The organism is Massilia sp. IC2-476 (assembly GCF_020707295.1).
Taxonomy (GTDB): domain Bacteria; phylum Pseudomonadota; class Gammaproteobacteria; order Burkholderiales; family Burkholderiaceae_D; genus Telluria.
Genome location: NZ_JAJFER010000002.1, coordinates 827,375 through 844,657, shown reverse-complemented (window position 1 = coordinate 844,657; position 17,283 = coordinate 827,375). Strand labels below are relative to the sequence as shown.

Sequence of the window (17,283 nt, the reverse complement as noted above, 5' to 3'; positions counted from 1 at the left end):
TTTGCATTCTGCTGTCGTCACAAAACCAAATAATGGAGACAACCATGGCAGTCCAGCAGCGATATCCGCAACTCCGCACTTCCCTTACACCGATCGCCGCCGCCCTGGCGATCCTGCAGTTCGCCACACCCGTGCAGGCCCAGGAAGCACCCGCCCCCGCCGATGCGCCGCAACTCGAAACGGTGGTCGTCTCGGCCAACCGGCGCATCGAGAAGCTCGAAGACGTGCCGATGTCGATTTCCGTGTTGACTGAAGAGGCACTCACGCGCAACAACGTCCGCGAGTTCGACGATATCGTCAACCTGTCGCCGGCCCTGACGATCTCGCACGGCACCCAGGTGGGAACGAACAGCATCAACATGCGCGGCATCGGCACCACCTCGAACAATATCGGCATCGAAGGCGATGTCGCAATCATCGTCGACGACATGCCCTATGCCCAGGCACAGCAGGCGTTTCGCGACCAGGCCGACGTGGCGCGCATCGAGATCCTCAAGGGCCCGCAGAGCACGATGTTCGGCAAGAGCGCGATTGCCGGGGCGGTGGTCATCACCACCAAGCCGATCGGCGCCGGTCCGATGAAAGGCAAGCTGTCGCTGTTCAAGAGCAGCGACGACGAATACCGGGTCGCCACCTCCGTCAGCGGGCGGGTGTCCGAAAAGGTCGGCTTGCGCGTGTTCGCCAGCAAGACCAACTTCCCGGGCCTGTTGCATAACCTCACCACCGACAGCATGCAGAACGGCTCGGGCGGCAAGACCTTCTTCGCCAAGCTGCAATGGCAGCCTACCGCCGACCTGGACGTGCAGATCTCGCCGCGCTACGACCATTCGCTCAGGACCGGCAACACGGCCGCGATCACCTCGATCGGACCGGGCGTCGGCTACCTCTACAACAGGAACTACACGGCGCTGTCGAACATCCAGGTACTGCGCGGGATCGCCGTCACCCCGTTCAACACGACCATCCGCAACGACTCCCCGACCGGGCTGGATGCGTCCGACCGCGGCGTGGGCGTGCGCATCAACTACCAGTTCCCGGAAGCCTCGCCGCTGGCCGGCCACGCGCTCACCTCGATCACTTCGATCGACAAGAACCGCTCGAACGACTTCCGCGACAACGACAACATCGACCTGATCTCCACCTTCTACCAGGTGGACCATTCGGGCAAGCCGTCCGGCATCGCCGAGCCGCCGATGATCAACGGGACCCTGGACACCAAGATGTCGAGCCAGGAACTGCGCCTGACCTCCCCCGACAGCGGCGCGCTGCGCTACCTGGTCGGCCTGTGGCTGGCGCGCACCAGCGTCGATCGCTACTACCTGCGCGGCAATCCCTTCGTCAAAGAGACCAACTGGACCAACTACCACACCACCTCGGCCAGCCTGAACCGCGCCATCTACGCCAACGGCAGCTGGGACTTCATGCCGCGCCACACCCTCACGGCGGGCCTGCGCTTCACGCGCGAGTCGAACGATTACATGTTCCACACGATCGACAGCCTGTCCTCGAGCGCCCCCAATAACGTCCACACCGGCTCGCATCTGTACACTGCCCCGCGCCACCACGAGAACTACGTCACCGGCAAGCTCGGTTATGGCTACAAGCTCACGCCGGAGACGATGGTGTACGGCACCGCGTCGACCGGCACCAAGGGCGTGGCCTACGACATGACGAGCGGCGCCAACAACGTCAACGTGTTCAAGCGCCTGCCGCTGGCGCCCGAGGAAGCCACCAGCTTCGAGGCCGGCTTCAAGGCCAACCTCTGGAACAACCGGGCCACGCTGAACGTGGCGCTGTTCAAGACCAGCTTCCGCGACTACCAGACCTCGGCCACCGAGCGCTTCTCGGACGGCAGCCAGGCCAGCGTCCTGTACAGCATCCCGAAGGTGCAGACCCAGGGCTTCGAACTGGACGCCACGGCGCTGCTGGCGCGCTCCTTCCTGCTGACGGCGAACCTGGCCTTCACGCGCGCCACGGTGGAGGAATGGACGCAAGGTCCCTGCTATAGCGGCGCCACCGACTGCACCGTGCCGAACCAGCTGGTGCCGGGCGCCTTCCTGCGCGACGCCAGCGGCGGCATGATGCCGAATTCGCCGAAATGGAAGATGAACCTGGGCGGCGAATACACGCTGCCGCTGGCGATGCCCTACAGGATGGCCATCAACGCCAACTGGCGCGCCCAGTCCAAGGTGCAGGGCGCGATCAGCCAGGACCCGAGCCTGCAACGGCCCGGCCACGGCATCGTCGACCTGGGCGCCTCGATCGCCGACAGCCGCGGAAAATACAAATTCTCCGTCGGGGTCAAGAACCTGTTCGACCATCATTACGCGGCCGGTAATGTCGGCTCCTTCCTGAACTTCCGGCAGGTGTCGGGGCCGGACATCCGCTCGTATGGCTGGCAACCGGCGCGTGACGCGTTCCGCTATTACACTGCCCGGCTGGACGTGAATTTCTGAAGCGTTTTAAACAAGGAACCCACGAGATGACTGTCACCACATTGCGCCGCCTTGCCTTTATCCTGTGCCTGGCAAGCTGCCAGGTATTCGCCCAGGGATACCCCGACGAGAACCCGTCGCTGCCGTACGCAAAACAGGACGACGGCAAGTTCCTCAGGAAGCACGGGGTCAACCTGGCGCGTGCCAAAAGCGGACCGGTCGGGCTGCTGTTCATCGGCGACTCGATCACCGACAACTGGCGCAAGGCGCCGCACATCTGGGACGCGTACTACGGCAAATACCAGGCCGCCAACTTCGGTATCGGCGGCGACCGCACCCAGCATGTCATCTGGCGCATCGAACACGGTGAGCTGGACGGGATTGCGCCGAAAGTCACGGTCCTGATGCTCGGCACGAACAACAGCCTGCATAACAGCGCAGCCGAGATCGCGGCGGCAAACCGCAAGATCATCGGCATGATCCGCACCCGCCTGCCGCACACCAAGGTGCTGCTGCTTGGGGTCTTCCCGCGCGGGCCGCGCGACCGTTTCGGCGGACCGGTCACGCCTGCGCTGGTGGCGGAAGCGGCCACGCGGATGGCCACGATCGACGCATTGAATAGCGAGCTGGCGAAGCTGGATGACGGCAAGACCGTGCGCTACCTGGACATCTCCAAGGCATTTCTCGGCCAGGACGGCAAGATCCCCTTCTCCATCATGCCCGACCAGCTGCATCCGGGCGCCGCGGGCTACCAGATATGGGCGGATGCCATGCAGCCGCTGCTGGATGAGATGATGAAGTAAGTGAAGCACACCCTCACCCCTGCGCCAGGTGCCGGCGCAGGAAGTCCACGCAGGCCCCCACCCTGCTGGAACCGGCCAGGCGCTGGGGATACACGGCCCACACGCTGGCAGGCTGCGTGTACTCGGGCAGCACCTGCAGCAGCCGGCCATCGTCCAGGTAGCCCTGCGCATCCCACAGCGAGCGCAGGACGATGCCGGCGCCTTCGACCGCCCAACGTAGTGCGATCTCGCCGTGGTTGGTCGACAGCGCACCCGAGACCCGCACCGTCTCCTCGCCGTTTTTCCCGTGCAGGCGCCAGCTGCCGAGCGGGTGGTCGCGCTCCTTGATCGGCAGGCACTGGTGGCCGGCCAGTTCCTTTAGCGTCTTCGGCATGCCGTGGCGGGCGATGTAACTTGGCGCGGCGCACAGGATGCGGTGGTTGTCCATCAGCTTGCGCGCCACCAATTGCGGCGGGATGGTGTCGCCGATGCGCACGTCCAGGTCGAAGCCCTCGGCCACCGTGTCGACCAGGCGGTCGAACACCTCGAAGCGGATCTGCAGCTTCGGGTAGCTGGCCGCCAGCTGCGCGATCACCGGCGCCACCGCGATGCGCCCGAAGCCGAAGCTGCTGCAGATGCGCAGCTGGCCGGCAGGCTCGCTGCGCCGGTCCGACAGCGCATCGAGCATGTCGTCGAGCTGTTCCAGGATGCGCAGGGCGCGGCCATAGACCTGCTCGCCGTCCTCGGTGATGACTACACGGCGCGTGCTGCGTTCGAACAGGCGCACGCGCAATCCGTCTTCCAGCACCCCGATGCGCTTGCTGAAGAACGCGGGCGACATCCCCAGCTCGTCGGCTGCCCCGGAAAAGCTTCCCTTGCGGACCACGGCCACCAGCACCCGCAAATCGGCGCTCTCAATATTGTTCACGATTCGTGTTTAATGAAGCTACGGTGCGGCCGATTATAAACGGAGTGTTTTCTTGATAAGCTGACGCAGATCGATTATCGGGAGAAGCACCATGAACACACACAGGATCGCCGTCATCGCCGGAGACGGCATCGGCAAGGAAGTCATGCCGGAAGGCTTGCGCGCCCTTGAGGCGGCGAGCAAGCGCTTCGGCATTGGGCTGGAGTTCGTCCACTTCGAATGGGCCAGCTGCGACTATTACCTCGAGCACGGCAAGATGATGCCGGACGACTGGAAGAAGCAGCTCGACGGTTGCGAGGCGATTTTCTTCGGCGCCGTCGGCTGGCCGGACACGGTGCCCGACCATATCTCGCTGTGGGGATCGCTGCTGAAATTCCGCCGCGAGTTCGACCAGTACGTGAACCTGCGTCCGGTGCGCCTGATGCCGGGCGTGCCCTGCCCGCTCGCGAACAAGCAGCCGGGCGATATCGACTTCTACGTGGTGCGCGAGAACACCGAAGGCGAATACTCGGCGGTCGGCGGGCGCATGTTCGAAGGCACCGAGCGCGAGCTGGTGCTGCAGGAAGCGGTCTTCACCCGCCACGGGACCGACCGCATCCTGAAATATGCCTTCGAGCTGGCCCAGCGTCGCCCCAAGAAGCACCTGACCGCCGCCACCAAGTCGAACGGCATCGCGATCTCGATGCCCTACTGGGACGAGCGCGTAGCCGCGATGGGAGAAGCCTATCCCGAGGTCCGCTGGGACAAGTACCACGTCGATATCCTGGCCGCGCGCTTCGTGCTGTCGCCGGAACGCTTCGACGTGGTGGTGGCCTCGAACCTGTTCGGCGACATCCTGTCCGACCTCGGGCCGGCCTGCACCGGCACGATCGGCATTGCGCCCTCGGCCAACCTGAATCCGGAGCGCAGCTTCCCTTCGCTGTTCGAACCGGTGCACGGCTCGGCGCCGGACATCTACGGCAAGAACATCGCGAACCCGATCGCCATGATCTGGTCCGGGGCGATGATGCTGGAGTTCCTGGGCTACAAGGATGCGCACGATGCGGTCGTGCGGGCGATGGAGCATTGCCTGGTGAACGGGCCGCGTACGCCAGATATGGGTGGGACGGCGAATACGACCGACGTGGGGAAAGCGATCGCCGGATACCTGGAAAGCGCCTGAGTTTCGTAGGGTGGGCGGGGTGATTTCGGGCAATGCCCGGAATTACGAACGCCCACGCGGTCGCACATCACCGCGTGGGCGGCATAGCCGCCCACCCTACAGCGACGGACGCCGCAGTGTTATTTCAGCAGATAGGTGTTAAAGAAGTCGATCGTCGAATAAAACAGATAATCGGCATTCGCCTTCTTGCCGAAGCCGTGTCCTTCATCGTTGGCCGTCATGTACCACACCGGCGTGCCGTTCTTCTTCACCGTGGCCACGATCTGGTCCGCTTCCTGCCAGGGCACGCGCGGGTCGTTCTTGCCCTGCACGACGAACAGCGGCTTCTTGATCCTGGCCGCATTGTTGGCCGGCGCCGTCGCCTCCATCCACTTGCGCATGTCGGGATCGCGCTCGTCGCCGTACTCCACCCGACGCAGGTCGCGCCGGTAGCTTTCGGTGCGCTCGAGGAAGGTGACGAAGTTCGAGATGCCGACGATGTCGACCGCCGCTGCGATGCGGTCCGCGTACATGGTCGATACGGCGAGGCTCATGTAGCCGCCGTAGGAACCGCCCGCCACCGCCACGCGTGCGGCGTCCATGTCGGGCTGGGTGGCGATCCAGTCGAGCAGCGCGCCGATGTCCTTCACCGAGTCTTCCCGCAGCTTGCCGTTGTCCAGCTTCAGGAAGCTCTTGCCGTAGCCGGTCGAGCCGCGCACGTTGGGGTAGATGACGATCAGGCCCATCTCGTCCGTGTAGTAGTTGTTCCGGCCCAGGAAGCCGGGCGTCGACTGCCCTTCCGGCCCGCCGTGGATGTTGATCATCACCGGCCGCTTGCCCGGGAATTTCGCGGCATCGGGACGGTAGACGAAGCCCGAGATGCTGCGGCCGTCGAAGGACTTCCAGCGCACCAGCGAGGGTTCGACGAAGCGGTTCATGTCGACATCCATCTTCTCGTGCTGGGTCCAGCGCGTGACGGCGCCCGTCTTCGCATCGACGCTGTACACCTCGGACGGGCTGCGCGCCGAGGACAGCGACAGCGCCAGGTTGCGGCTGTTGCGGTGCCACTCGATGCGGCCGATGACGCCCATCGGCAGCTTCGGCTGCGCCAGCAGCTTGTGGTCGCGCGTGCTCATCAAGCGCAGCACGCTGCTGCCGTCTTCGTTGGCCACGAAGGCCAGCAGCCTGCCGTCGTCGGACAAGTCGATCTCGTCGATGTCCCAGTTGATGTCGGGCGTGAGCACGGTCTCCTTGCCGCTCGCCAGGTCGAGGTAGACCAGGCGGCGGAATTCGGAACCGCGGTCGCTGGTGGTGTAGACACCCTTGCCGTCGCGCGAGAACACCGGGTCGCCGTAGGCCACCTTCTCGCCGCCCTTCTGTGTCAGCAGCCGGCTCTTGCCGCTTGCGACATCCATCAGCCACAGGAAAGTCTCGTTGGCCGACACGTACTCGAGGTAGGCCAGCTGCTTGTCGTCCTGCGAGAACGAGAACGAGCCCCAGCCGCCGCCCGGCAGTTCGGCCAGCACGCGCGCTTGCTCGGGCTGCGCCGGGTCGACGATGCTGATGGTCGAGTTGATCTGGTCGTTCGAGCCCTGGCGGCCCACCGGCACCGTCACGTACAGCAGCCGGCCTGATTTTTTCGCCCAGGCGGTGTCCTGCACGCGCCGGTTGTCCGGGGTGATCGGGATCGCATCCTGGCTGGCTGCCTTCATGCCGACGTCGCGCCGGTAGGCGCGGAATACCTCGTTGCCGCCGCTGTCGCGCCCGAACACGTAGAACTTGCCCTGGCGCGGCTCGTACTGGGCGCTGCGCACCGGTTCGGCATAGTCGGTCATCAGCTCCAGCGGGGCGCCGGGTTTCGCCACGCGGAACAGCTGGGGCGTGTTGTTGTGGCGGCGCGAGACGATCATCTCGAGCCTGGTCGGGTGCCAGGCCGCGTACGAGGTCGGCTTGAACTCGTTGTACTTCGCCACCTGGCTGGCCAGGCTGGCGCGCACGGGCGGGACGTTTTCCAGCACCATCGCGGCCGGTGGCGCGACGGTAGCCTCCTGGGCCATGGCGGCGCCGGCGACGATGAACAACGTGGCGATCAGGGTCAGCCCGAGCGGGCGAGGTACGAAACTCATCCAGGTCCTCCAGTGTAGTGACAGAACGGTTGAACCGACACTCTACACCGGAAGACCCGGAGGCGGACCGCGACGAATGGCAGACCTAGCTCACGTTGTCTTCCACTTGCGGCGTGGTCGACCCGGCACGCAGGGTGATGCGAGTGCGCTTGGCCAGCGGCGTCGCCGGCTTGCTGCCGTCGGCGTTCAGCGGCTTGACCTTGTTGAACAGCACCGTGAACGCGGCCGGGGTCACGGTCGCCACCGCATAGCCCTGGGCGTCGTGGTCGGCGTAGGCAAAGGCCGGGTTCTGCATGCGCATCACGCCGTCGAAGGTCTGAGGCGTGGCCACCAGCGGCGCCAGCGGCGTGGTGCCGGCGCCGGCGCGCAGGTACTTGTAGAACGAGGAACTGCTGATGCCGGCGCTGACGAAGTCCACCGCCACCGGGGTGCCGCTGCGCGGGTCCTGGTTGTCGTACACCACGCCGCACTGGAAAGCGTGCAGGTCGCCCGTGATCGCCACCACGTTGCGCACGTTGTTGGTCTTCAGGTGGGCCATCAGTTCGGCGCGGTAGGACGGGTAACCGTCCCAGCCGTCGGCATTGACGATGTAGAGCTGGTTGTAGGGGGCCGGCGCCTGGGTGCGCAGGTCCAGCCACATGCGGTTCAGTGTCACCTCGTTGCCCCATACCTTCCAGGTGGCGCTCGAGCCCTTCATGGTGTCCTTCCACCACTGGGTCTGGGTGGGTCCCAGAATGCCGGGGCGGCGTCCCAGGCTGCCTGCCGTACGGTCCTCGAACTGCTGCAGCAGCGGCTGCGGCACGAAATAGCGCGCCCCGACCGAGTCGTCGCCATTCACCGGATCGTGCTGCAGCAGCTGGGCATAGGCCGCCTCGCTCACCACGTGGTCGTCGCGGTAGAGGCGCTCGTCGGTCATCACCAGGTGCATCAGGGTGCCGAAGCGGAAGTCACGGTAGATGCGGATGTTGTCGTAGCTGCTCTTGTTCAGGTCGAAGGAGACGTCGCCCCAGTCCACCGGCATGTACTCTGCCCAGGCCTGGTTGGCATTGCGCCGGCGTGCGGTTTCCTGCCGGTTGGCGTTGTCGTAGGTCTGGTGATCCTGCCAGCAGTCGTCGGAAAACTCGTGATCGTCCCAGATCACGATCATCGGGAACTTGCGGTGGATCTCCTGCAGGCGGGCGTCGCCGCGGTAGGTGCGGTACAGGGTGCGGTAGTCCTCGACGGTATTCGCGTACACTGCGCCGCCGCCGGCCGCCAGGCCGTTGGGCAAAGTGATCTTCGTGTGCGCCGGCTCGGCAGCGCCGGCCTGGAAGGCGGCGCCCACCGTCTCGTAGATGTAGTCGCCGAGGTGCACCACGAAGTCCAGTTCCTCGGCCGCCAGGAGCTCCATCGCGGCCCAGTGGTTGATGCTCCAGTCCTGGCAGGTCATCCAGGCAAAGCGCATCTGGGACGGGGTCGAGGCCGCGGCCGGCGCGGTCTTGCTCTGGCCGACCGGGCTGAAGTCCTGGCCGGCGCGGAAGCGGTAGTAATAGCGGGTATTGGCGACCAGGCCGGTGAGCTTGGCGCGCACGGTGTGGTCGTGGGCCGGCTGGGCCGCAAGCTCCACCGCCGTCACCAGCTCGCGAAAAGCGCTGTCGAGCGCGACTTCCAGCCGCACTTCGACCGCCGCGCTGCCGCTCGCCGGAACACAGCGGGTCCAGAACACGATGCTTGCCTCCTTCGGGTCGCCGCTGGCGACACCGTGCGTGAAGCGATAGGTACCCGAGGGCGGGAAGTCGTCCGAACTGCCGCAGCCCGCCACCATGGTGCCCGCACCCGCTACCGTGAACCAGGCAGCACTCCGTATGAAACCACGTCGATCCACATCGCTCTCCAGTAAAGTCAACGCAGCCGAGTCTAGTGATGTAAAGTTTCCAGTGGATGACAGATCGGGACGTCCGGCCCCTCACCCATCCCGCATGCCAGATGTCTCCAGGTGTATGCAAATGTCCCCCCTTTGTAGGGGCTGTGCTTGCGAGCAACGAGTCTTATACAATCTCGGACGAAGGAGAAACAAGCATGTACCGAGTGATGTTGGTGGAAGACGATGCGCGTTTGGCGGAGCTCGTCACCGAATACCTGTCCGGCTATGAATTCGCGGTGGACCTCGTCACCCGCGGCGACCAGGCGCTGGAACGATTCAAGGCGCTCTCGCCCGACGTGGTCGTGCTCGACCTGATGCTGCCGGGCCTGGACGGCATGGTGGTGTGCCGCCAGATCCGCGAGATGTCCGAGGTGCCGATCCTGATCCTGACCGCGCGCGAGGATTCCTATGATGAAGTCTCGGGCCTGGAACAGGGCGCCGACGATTTCGTCAACAAGCCGGTGCAGCCGCGCGTGCTGCTGGCGCGCCTGCGCGCGCTGATGCGGCGCACGGCCCAGGCCAAGGGCGGCCTCGATACCCGCGTGCTGCAGTTCGGCGCGCTGCGCATCGTCACCACCGACCGCAGCGTCGTGTGGCGCGGCGAGCCCTGCGTGCTGTCGAATACGGAATACAAGCTGCTGCTGGTGCTGGCCGAAGCCGCCGGCCGCGTGCTGTCGCGCGACGCCCTGCTCAAGAAGATGCGCGGGATCGAGTTCGATGGCCTGGACCGCAGTATCGACAACTGCATCTCGAAGCTGCGCCGCAAGTTCGAGGACGCGGAATCGGAAAAGATCAAGACGGTGTGGGGCGAAGGCTACCTGTTCTCGCCTTCGGCGTGGAACTGATTGATAGGTCTGTAGGGTGGGCGGATCTTCCGCCCACACCGTCCACGATTGCCAGCAGCAGCTGGCACCGCGTGGGCGGACAAGCCGCCCACCCTACGAAAAGCGGCTATTCGAACAGGGGCACGATGGCCAGCGGCGCGCTGTAGGTGATCAGCTGCGCCTGATCGGGCCCGAAGCGGTAGTTCACGGAAGGCAGGTCGGCGTCGACATCGCCTGCGAAGGCCGGCGCCAGGCTGACGCCCAGGGCCTGCTCGCCTTCCGCGCGGCGCAGCTTGACCGAGGTCTCGACGCCTTTGCGCGGGAACACCATGCGCACCCCGACGCACTGGCGCGAACGCGCGCCGGCGTCGACGTAGCGCGCGTAGGCGAGCGCCTGTTCGCAGGCCGTGCGCAGCTCGGCGGTGTCGTAGATGTTGTCGGCCTGGGGCGCGATCGTCACCCGGGAGCGCAGGCCGAACGGGCCGATCCGGCGGTTCGGCGCCAGCACGGCGTTTTCATCGTAGGCCGCCTTCAGCAGCGGCAGCACGCCCCGCCCCAGCGCGTCGAGCGCGAGGCTGGTCTGGACCGTCTTTCCCGTCAGGACCAGCTGCACGCCCTCGCCCAGTGCGCCCTTCTCGCGCGGCACCAGCTGCAGGTGGTTCTGCAGCAGGCTCTTGGCGCCGCCGTATTTTTCGAACACCACCACCGCGCGGTAGGCGTCGCGGTAGCTCGCCCACTCCGACGCGGGCGCGAGCGCCTGCGCCACGGCCAGGCTGGCCGAGCTCAGGAGCATTACGCATGCGGTGGCGTGTGCGAGTCGCATCATCAGAACCGGTAGGCGAAGGCGGTCGAAACCGTCACATTGGTGGGCCGCTCGACGAGCGGGCTGCGGCGCGCGTCACCCGCCAGGCGGGTGGCTTGCACGCTGGATGTCAGCATCCACGAAGGCGACAGCGCCCAGTTCCAGCGCGCGCCGATGCGCACGTCCTTCACGCCGCCGTCCGGACGGTAGCTGCGGTGGCCGGTGGTGGCGGCCTCGCGCGCACTGACGCCGAAATAGCTCTGCTGGTAGGCGCGGTTGGCGAAGCTGACGCCGGCCGACACCGACACCGTGTGGTGCGGAGCCAGCTGCATCGCCAGGCGCTGGACGCCGATCTCGCCGCGCACGCCGTTGCGGTCGTTGCCGGCGCCGGCCAGCACGCTGCTGGTCAGGCGCCATTCGGGGGCCAGGTAATAGTTGAAGAAGGCGCCAGCCTCGGGACGCGCCTTGATCTCGTCCATGCCGGCCAGTGGATTGTCAGACCTGAAAGTTTCGAGGACCTTGGTGGGCGCAAGGGTAGAGCTGGGCCCCGCCTCGACGCCGCCAACGCGGCCGCCGGTGCCCGATTCGGTGCGGCGCGGATGAACGGCCAGCAGCGGGCCGTATTCGACCGTGGGGCTGGAGGACAGGTGCATCCCTGCGCTCATGCCCGAAATGAACACGCCATTGCTCCACTGGACCTGGAGCACCGGCAGTACCGACGTCTTCCTGCTGTCCGCCCCCTCGTACCGCGGCGCCGACACGACGCCCAGCCCCGCATACATATCGCGGCTGCCGTCGGGCATCGGGTTGGTGGTCGGCGTCTGCGCGCTTGCGGCGCTGCCCGAGACTGCCAGGACCAGGGCGAAAAGCTTTTTCATGTGTTCAAGGCTCGAGAGTTCGGCGATCGAATATTTTACGTCGAGCAAGCCGAACTCTCACGCATTGTTACTATCGGGATCGAATTTCCGACACGAATTCTACCGGCGCCTCGCTGCGGTTCACGACTACCAGGTGGGCCGGGTAGACGATCGCCTGGCCGCAGACGGCGCCCGGGCCCGGCTCGGTATCGGTAATACCGACCTTCAGCTTGCCGTCCTGGAAGCCCACGCTGGCGATCCCGCCACCGTAGCAGAGGTTCGGCTTGGGACCGCGGAACACCCCAATCACCATCTTCTGGCTGAAATCGACCTTCGGCAGGGCCACGCCGGCGCCGGCATGCTCGGCCCACAGGGTGGCCCAGGCCGCCTCGTCGCGAACCACGACGTTGCGCTGGGTCTGGATATTGGTGCGGACTTCCCTGCCGATCGTCTCGAGGTTGAAGTACGGCGAGTTGATCCTGCGGAATTCGACCGGGACATCGACTTTCGGCACGGCGACGACACGCATCGGCTGGGTGACGACCGCCAGGCAGGTTGCCACCGGCGACATGTCGCGGTATTCGTACTCGACCAGCAGCTTGCCGTCCTTCGCACCGACGTACACGACGTCGAAGGTACCGCAGTCGATCTTGCCGTTGCCCGCGAACACGGCCACCAGCATATTGTTCGTGAAATCGAATTGCGGCGCCGCGATCCGGGTCTTGCTGTGTTCGGCCCACAGGGCGCTCCAGGCGGCCGCATCCTTGATCACGACTTCGCGCGGGGTCTCGATGTTCGAGAAGGCGTCGCTCACCACGGTCTTGAAGGCGACCGGGCTGCCCGACTTCGGCAGGAAACTGACGCGCTCGACCTTGTGAGCGGCGCCGAGGCCGAGGTCGGCCTTGTCCAGGTTCTTCGAGATGGTGTCGAACAGAGGACGCAGGCTTTCGTCGCTGCAGCTGGTGCGCGGGCCGGCGAAGCTGTCGCTCGACGTGCACAGGACGGCCTGCGGCGTCGGCCCCATCAGGCTCACGCTCCAGGAAGCGTCATAGCAGCCGTAGTCGGCGCGGTCCGACACGACATACTTGCTGTCGACGACATACAGATTGTTGCGGGTCGATGCGCAGTCTGCTTCCTGCGCCATCTTGATGTACTCGGAAACGACCGGAACGCCGCCATTCGGTTCGCCGACGGCGATCCCCTGCCCTGCCTGCTGGTTCTTCATGACGGCGGTGTCATCGCCACCGCCACCGCAGGCTGCCAGGGTCATGCCGACCACGGCGGCAGTGACAACAGTGCGTCCAACCATGCTCATCTTGTTCTTCTCCAGACTAGCCGGTGCTGGCTGCGCACCGATCGTTTCCTTGGGAATAAAAAAACCCGCCGACACTCGCATATCAGGCGGGCAAACGGAAAACCAGATAAACCAAAACCTGATGTATGAGCATAGTAAGAATTCCCCGGATTTCATTCCCCCTCGATCTGTCGAGGAATTGTCATCAATTTGTAAGGCAGTGGAAAGCTATCCAAAGTGGTATCAAAGAGGTACAACATTGCTGATTGCTCCTATACAATGCAGCCAAGGAGAAACTATGTATTGCGCAGCAATCCGTAACCGCCAGTCATGCAGGATGGGCACGTGAACCGGATCTTCTTCCGCTTCTTCGTGCTGGTCATGCTGTCGATCACGGCGGCCACCTTCGTGATCTACTTCGCTTTCAGCCGGCTGTTCGGGGATCCGCTCGAGGACATCGCACGCCGCCAGGCGGCTGCGCAGATTTTCCTGCTCGAACAGTATGTCGACCAGGCCCCGCCCGACGAGTGGCTGGCCCGCCTGAACAATGTCCGGATCGTCTCCGACGTGCGCTACGACCTCATTCCGCTGGCCGAGGCCCGCAATGCCTTGCCGGGCGGGCGCCGGGTCCAGCTGGACAACGGCGAGATCGTGCTCGATGCGGCCAGCCGCAGCTTCTACCGACGCGTCGACCTGGAGGGCGAGCGCTACATCGGCAGCCACGAAGAAGTGCTGCGCGCCCAGAACCTGCCGGTCGACATCGGCCAGGCGCTCAAGATGGAAGCGCTGCGCTACGTGATCGTGGCGGTGGCCCTGCTGGTGCCGATCGCGCTGTGGTCGCGCACGCACTGGCAGGGATTGCAGTCGCTGTCGCGCGTGGCCGACGAATTCGGCAGCGGCAAGCTGACCGCACGCGCGCTCATGAAGCCCTCGGCCGCGGTCTATCCGCTGGCCGAACGCATCAACCACATGGCCGACCGCATCGAAGACCTGCTGGAAGCGCAGAAAAGCCTGCTGCACTCGGTGTCGCACGAGCTGCGCACCCCGATCGCGCGGCTGGAGTTCGGCCTCGAGCTGCTGGACGCCCGCGCCAAGGACCCGGACCTGAGCAAGCGCGTGCGGGCCATGGAAGGCGACCTGCGCGAACTGAATTCGCTGGTCAACGAACTGCTCGACATGAGCAAGCTGGATAGCGCCCGCAACCTGCAGGCCGAGCCGGTCGTGCTGGCCGAAGTGCTGCAGGAATGCACGCAGATGCTGCCGCCCGCGGAGCACACGCTCGAGTGCAGGCTGGACGAGGAACTCGGCGAACTGGAACTGGACCGGCGCCTGCTCGCGCGTGCCGTCTGCAACCTGCTGCGCAATGCCCAGAAGTACGCTAGCGGCCGCATCCTGCTGTCGGCCACCCGCACTGAAGGCGGCGTCGAGATCACGGTGGACGACGACGGCCCCGGCATTCCGGAAGAAGAGCGCGAAAAGGTATTCGAGCCCTTCTACCGCCTCGACCGCAGCCGCGACCGCGCCACCGGCGGCTTCGGCCTCGGCCTGTCGATCGCGCGCAAGGCGGTGGCCCTGCACGGCGGCAGCCTGCGCGCCGACAGCTCGCCGCTGGGCGGCGCGCGCTTCGTGATCCACCTACCCACCTGACAGGAACCCGACACCGCCCATGAAACGATTCCTGCCGGCCCTGCTTCTCGCCGCAACCCTCCCGGCAGCGGCCGAGAAGGCCGACGTCTACAGGCAGACCACCATCAAATGCGATGAATGCCGCTTCGACAGCGTCACCAGCAAGGCGAACATGGCCGGCAATATCATCATCACGCGCGGCACCCTGCGCATCGAGGCCGACCGTGGCGAGGCGCTGCGCTCGCCCGAGGGCTACCAGAGCGCCGCCGTGCAGGCCGATCCGGGCCGCAAGGTGCGCTTCCGCCAGAAGAGCGACGGTCCGGGAGAAGTATGGATGGAAGGCGAAGCCAGTCGCGTCGAATACGACGAGCGCAGCGGCATGGTCAAGCTGTTCGACGAGGGCCGGGTGCGCCGCGTCGTCGACGGCACGGCAGGCGACGAGATCCAGGGGGATGCCATCATCTACAACCTGCGCACGGAAATGATCGACATCCGCCCGCTGGCCCCAGGCAGCCGCGGCACCATCATCCTGCAGCCCAAACGCAAACCGCCGGCAGCCGCCGTCGCCACCACGGAGAAACCATGATCCTCGAAGTCGCCACCCTCGACGTGCGTCCCGGCCAGGAAGAAGCGTTCGAAGCCGCTTTTCGCCAGGCTTCAGGCATCATTGCGGGCATGCCGGGCTACGTGTCGCACCAGCTGCAGCGCTGCCTGGAGCGGCGCAGCCGCTACGTGCTGCTGGTGAACTGGCGGACGCTGGAAGACCACACGGTGGGCTTTCGCGGTTCGCCCGGCTACCAGGAGTGGAAGGCGCTGCTGCACCATTTCTACGATCCGTTCCCGACGGTCGAGCATTATTCGATGATCCTGGATGGAGGCCCACTATGACAATCACATTGCGTTGCCGCTGCGGCCAGCTGCGCGGCCAGGTCGACAGCCGGCGCGTGGCCGCGCGCGCGGTCTGCTATTGCAAGGACTGCCAGGCCTATGGCCACTTCCTCGGCTCCGGCGTGCTGGACGCCGCGGGCGGCACCGAAGTGGCCGCCACCCTGCCGGCGGCGGTGCGCTTCGAGGCCGGCCTCGAACACCTGGCCTGCATATCGCTGGGTCCCAAGGGGCTATACCGCTGGTACGCCAGCTGCTGCCGCACCCCGATCGGCAACACACCGCGCGACCCGAAGACGTCCTACGTCGGCCTGGTCCGGGCCTGCCTGGCGGAGTCGGACGAGCAGCTCGCGCGCGAGCTGGGCCCCTTGCGCTGCCGGGTCGAGACGCAATCGGCCACGGCGCCCGTGCAGTCGAGCGGCCTGAGCACGGCCGGCGTGGTGTTCAAGGTGGGAGTGATGCTCGTGAAGGCGCGCCTGGGTGGCGGCTATCGGGAGAACCCCTTCTTCCGGTCCGCCGCTGGCGAACCGGTGAAGGAGGTGCAGGTACTGTCGCTGGAAGAGCGCAAGGCGCTGACCCCGTAGAGCTCAGCGTTCGGCCTCGCGCCGGGCGGGATAACGCGAGACGTATTCGTATTCTCCGCGCACGTGCGTGACCCCGACCCACAGGTGTTCCCACCAGTGTTCGCGCGAGCGCACGGTTTTCAGGCAGGTCTTGTCGACGCCGCCCTTGAACAGCGGGTCGACGCACTGGTTGGTCATCAGGGCGTAGCGCTGGTTCTCCGCATTGACGAGGGCGATCGCGAGCCAGATGGCGATCCCCGCAAAGAAGATCGCCAGCCCCCACGCCACGTGGTTCACGTAGCTGGTCTCAAACAGGTCGTCCTCGTTGGGCCGGGACCCATCGTACATCTTGAGGACTTCGCGTTCGACGTCATTGCTCATTTCGAGGCGGCTGCTTTCTTGACCAGTGCGTCCATGACCTGGGTGGTTGCCTGCATGGTCGGCTCCAGGCCCTGGATCTTGTTCGATTCCGAGACCTGGCCCGGCGACACCACGTACTTGCCATCGATGATGATGGTCGGGGTGCTGCTGACCTTGTAGTTCTTCGAGATCGCTTCGAGGCGGCGCAGCTTGGTGGTCACGCCGAACGAGTTCCAGGTTTCCATGAACTTGGCGCGGTCCAAGCCATTCTTGGCGGCCCACTCGATGATCGCGTCATCCTTCATCAGGCGCTGGCGCTGGACGTGCACGGCCTGGAACACGCGCGGGTGGTATTCCTCCAGCTTGCCCATCGCCTCCAGGGTCAGGAACAGGTGCGCTTCCGGATCGGCCGGGCCCTGGAACGGCAGGTGGATGCGGCGCATGACGATGTTATCGCCCTGCTTCTTGATCCACTGGTTCAGCGTCGGCTCCAGCGCGTTACATGCCGGGCAGTGGTAAGCGAAGAATTCGATGACCTCGACCTTCTTGCCCGTCGCCTGCACCGGCTGCGGCGCACTCAGGGTCTGGTAATCGACGCCGTTCTTCGGGTCGGCAGGCGACGCGAACGCGGTGCTGGCGACCATGGTGGCGGCGATGAGGGCGAAACGCAGAGAACGCATAGGTATCCTTCCAGAATAGATTGAGCAAACGCCGGGAGATTACCACTTTTTTGGGTCCCCTTACGGGGGAAGGCGGG

General features: G+C 65.3%; 16 protein-coding genes. 8 read left to right on the top strand and 8 right to left on the bottom strand.

Annotation, left to right across the window (positions count from 1 at the left end):
* Positions 1-44: 44 nt before the first annotated feature.
* Entirely contained in the window at positions 45-2,456 is a 2,412-nt protein-coding gene (locus LK539_RS08650; protein ID WP_227800493.1) for a TonB-dependent receptor, read from the top strand.
* Between the two features lie 26 nt (positions 2,457-2,482).
* Positions 2,483-3,238, top strand: a complete 756-nt coding sequence (locus LK539_RS08645) for a GDSL-type esterase/lipase family protein (protein WP_227800492.1) — start codon at positions 2,483-2,485, stop codon at positions 3,236-3,238.
* A gap of 13 nt (positions 3,239-3,251) precedes the next feature.
* On the opposite strand, the gene LK539_RS08640 is transcribed toward LK539_RS08645, so the two are convergent.
* Complete coding sequence (locus LK539_RS08640) at positions 3,252-4,145, bottom strand: LysR substrate-binding domain-containing protein (RefSeq protein WP_227800491.1); 894 nt, start codon at positions 4,143-4,145, stop codon at positions 3,252-3,254.
* Between the two features lie 91 nt (positions 4,146-4,236).
* Between LK539_RS08640 and LK539_RS08635 the strand changes: the two genes are divergently transcribed.
* Positions 4,237-5,307, top strand: a complete 1,071-nt coding sequence (locus tag LK539_RS08635) for a tartrate dehydrogenase (protein WP_227800490.1) — start codon at positions 4,237-4,239, stop codon at positions 5,305-5,307.
* 119 nt (positions 5,308-5,426) lie between these two features.
* On the opposite strand, the gene LK539_RS08630 is transcribed toward LK539_RS08635, so the two are convergent.
* Both LK539_RS08630 and LK539_RS08625 read right to left on the bottom strand, forming a co-directional pair.
* A complete protein-coding gene (locus LK539_RS08630) occupies positions 5,427-7,412 on the bottom strand; it encodes a prolyl oligopeptidase family serine peptidase (protein WP_227800489.1) in 1,986 nt (661 codons plus the stop codon).
* 85 nt (positions 7,413-7,497) lie between these two features.
* A complete protein-coding gene (locus LK539_RS08625) occupies positions 7,498-9,276 on the bottom strand; it encodes an alkaline phosphatase D family protein (RefSeq protein ID WP_227800488.1) in 1,779 nt (592 codons plus the stop codon).
* 194 nt (positions 9,277-9,470) lie between these two features.
* Here LK539_RS08625 and LK539_RS08620 point away from each other — a divergent pair, with 194 nt between their 5' ends.
* A complete protein-coding gene (locus LK539_RS08620) occupies positions 9,471-10,160 on the top strand; it encodes a response regulator transcription factor (RefSeq protein ID WP_227800487.1) in 690 nt (229 codons plus the stop codon).
* A 106-nt stretch (positions 10,161-10,266) separates the two neighbouring features.
* On the opposite strand, the gene LK539_RS08615 is transcribed toward LK539_RS08620, so the two are convergent.
* The 3 genes from LK539_RS08615 to LK539_RS08605 form a co-directional block, all read right to left on the bottom strand.
* On the bottom strand, positions 10,267-10,932 hold the full coding sequence (locus LK539_RS08615; RefSeq protein ID WP_227800486.1) for a hypothetical protein: 666 nt from the start codon (positions 10,930-10,932) through the stop codon (positions 10,267-10,269).
* Between the two features lie 32 nt (positions 10,933-10,964).
* Positions 10,965-11,819, bottom strand: a complete 855-nt coding sequence (locus LK539_RS08610) for a MipA/OmpV family protein (RefSeq protein ID WP_227800485.1) — start codon at positions 11,817-11,819, stop codon at positions 10,965-10,967.
* 70 nt (positions 11,820-11,889) lie between these two features.
* A complete protein-coding gene (locus LK539_RS08605) occupies positions 11,890-13,113 on the bottom strand; it encodes a protease complex subunit PrcB family protein (protein ID WP_227800484.1) in 1,224 nt (407 codons plus the stop codon).
* A gap of 324 nt (positions 13,114-13,437) precedes the next feature.
* Here LK539_RS08605 and LK539_RS08600 point away from each other — a divergent pair, with 324 nt between their 5' ends.
* The 4 genes from LK539_RS08600 to LK539_RS08585 are packed head-to-tail and all read left to right on the top strand — an operon-like array spanning position 13,438 to position 16,187.
* Complete coding sequence (locus LK539_RS08600) at positions 13,438-14,739, top strand: ATP-binding protein (RefSeq protein ID WP_227800483.1); 1,302 nt, start codon at positions 13,438-13,440, stop codon at positions 14,737-14,739.
* Positions 14,740-14,758: 19 nt separating this feature from the next.
* Positions 14,759-15,304, top strand: a complete 546-nt coding sequence (gene lptA, locus LK539_RS08595) for a lipopolysaccharide transport periplasmic protein LptA (protein WP_227800482.1) — start codon at positions 14,759-14,761, stop codon at positions 15,302-15,304.
* Positions 15,301-15,606 (top strand): antibiotic biosynthesis monooxygenase, encoded by a 306-nt coding sequence (locus tag LK539_RS08590; RefSeq protein WP_227800481.1) that lies wholly within the window; start codon positions 15,301-15,303, stop codon positions 15,604-15,606. The genes lptA and LK539_RS08590 overlap by 4 nt, the downstream gene beginning before the upstream one ends.
* Positions 15,603-16,187, top strand: coding sequence for a DUF6151 family protein (locus tag LK539_RS08585; protein WP_227800480.1), 585 nt, complete (start codon positions 15,603-15,605; stop codon positions 16,185-16,187). Before LK539_RS08590 ends, LK539_RS08585 begins: the two co-directional genes overlap by 4 nt.
* A 3-nt stretch (positions 16,188-16,190) precedes the next feature.
* Here LK539_RS08585 and LK539_RS08580 read toward each other — a convergent pair whose 3' ends face one another.
* Positions 16,191-16,547 carry a hypothetical protein gene (locus LK539_RS08580; protein WP_227800479.1) on the bottom strand — a complete coding sequence of 119 codons (357 nt, stop codon included), beginning with the start codon at positions 16,545-16,547 and terminating at the stop codon, positions 16,191-16,193.
* Complete coding sequence (locus LK539_RS08575; protein ID WP_227800478.1) at positions 16,544-17,206, bottom strand: thiol:disulfide interchange protein DsbA/DsbL; 663 nt, start codon at positions 17,204-17,206, stop codon at positions 16,544-16,546. The genes LK539_RS08580 and LK539_RS08575 overlap by 4 nt, the downstream gene beginning before the upstream one ends.
* Between the last annotated feature and the right edge of the window lie 77 nt (positions 17,207-17,283).

Coding starts and splice junctions, on each gene's coding strand:
- LK539_RS08650 (WP_227800493.1), top strand. CDS start 45: ATGGCAGTCCAGCAGCGATATCCGCAACTCCGCACTTCCCTTACACCG.
- LK539_RS08645 (WP_227800492.1), top strand. CDS start 2,483: ATGACTGTCACCACATTGCGCCGCCTTGCCTTTATCCTGTGCCTGGCA.
- LK539_RS08635 (WP_227800490.1), top strand. CDS start 4,237: ATGAACACACACAGGATCGCCGTCATCGCCGGAGACGGCATCGGCAAG.
- LK539_RS08630 (WP_227800489.1), bottom strand. CDS start 7,412: ATGAGTTTCGTACCTCGCCCGCTCGGGCTGACCCTGATCGCCACGTTG.
- LK539_RS08620 (WP_227800487.1), top strand. CDS start 9,471: ATGTACCGAGTGATGTTGGTGGAAGACGATGCGCGTTTGGCGGAGCTC.
- LK539_RS08615 (WP_227800486.1), bottom strand. CDS start 10,932: ATGCTCCTGAGCTCGGCCAGCCTGGCCGTGGCGCAGGCGCTCGCGCCC.
- LK539_RS08610 (WP_227800485.1), bottom strand. CDS start 11,819: ATGAAAAAGCTTTTCGCCCTGGTCCTGGCAGTCTCGGGCAGCGCCGCA.
- LK539_RS08605 (WP_227800484.1), bottom strand. CDS start 13,113: ATGAGCATGGTTGGACGCACTGTTGTCACTGCCGCCGTGGTCGGCATG.
- lptA (WP_227800482.1), top strand. CDS start 14,759: ATGAAACGATTCCTGCCGGCCCTGCTTCTCGCCGCAACCCTCCCGGCA.
- LK539_RS08590 (WP_227800481.1), top strand. CDS start 15,301: ATGATCCTCGAAGTCGCCACCCTCGACGTGCGTCCCGGCCAGGAAGAA.
- LK539_RS08585 (WP_227800480.1), top strand. CDS start 15,603: ATGACAATCACATTGCGTTGCCGCTGCGGCCAGCTGCGCGGCCAGGTC.
- LK539_RS08580 (WP_227800479.1), bottom strand. CDS start 16,547: ATGAGCAATGACGTCGAACGCGAAGTCCTCAAGATGTACGATGGGTCC.
- LK539_RS08575 (WP_227800478.1), bottom strand. CDS start 17,206: ATGCGTTCTCTGCGTTTCGCCCTCATCGCCGCCACCATGGTCGCCAGC.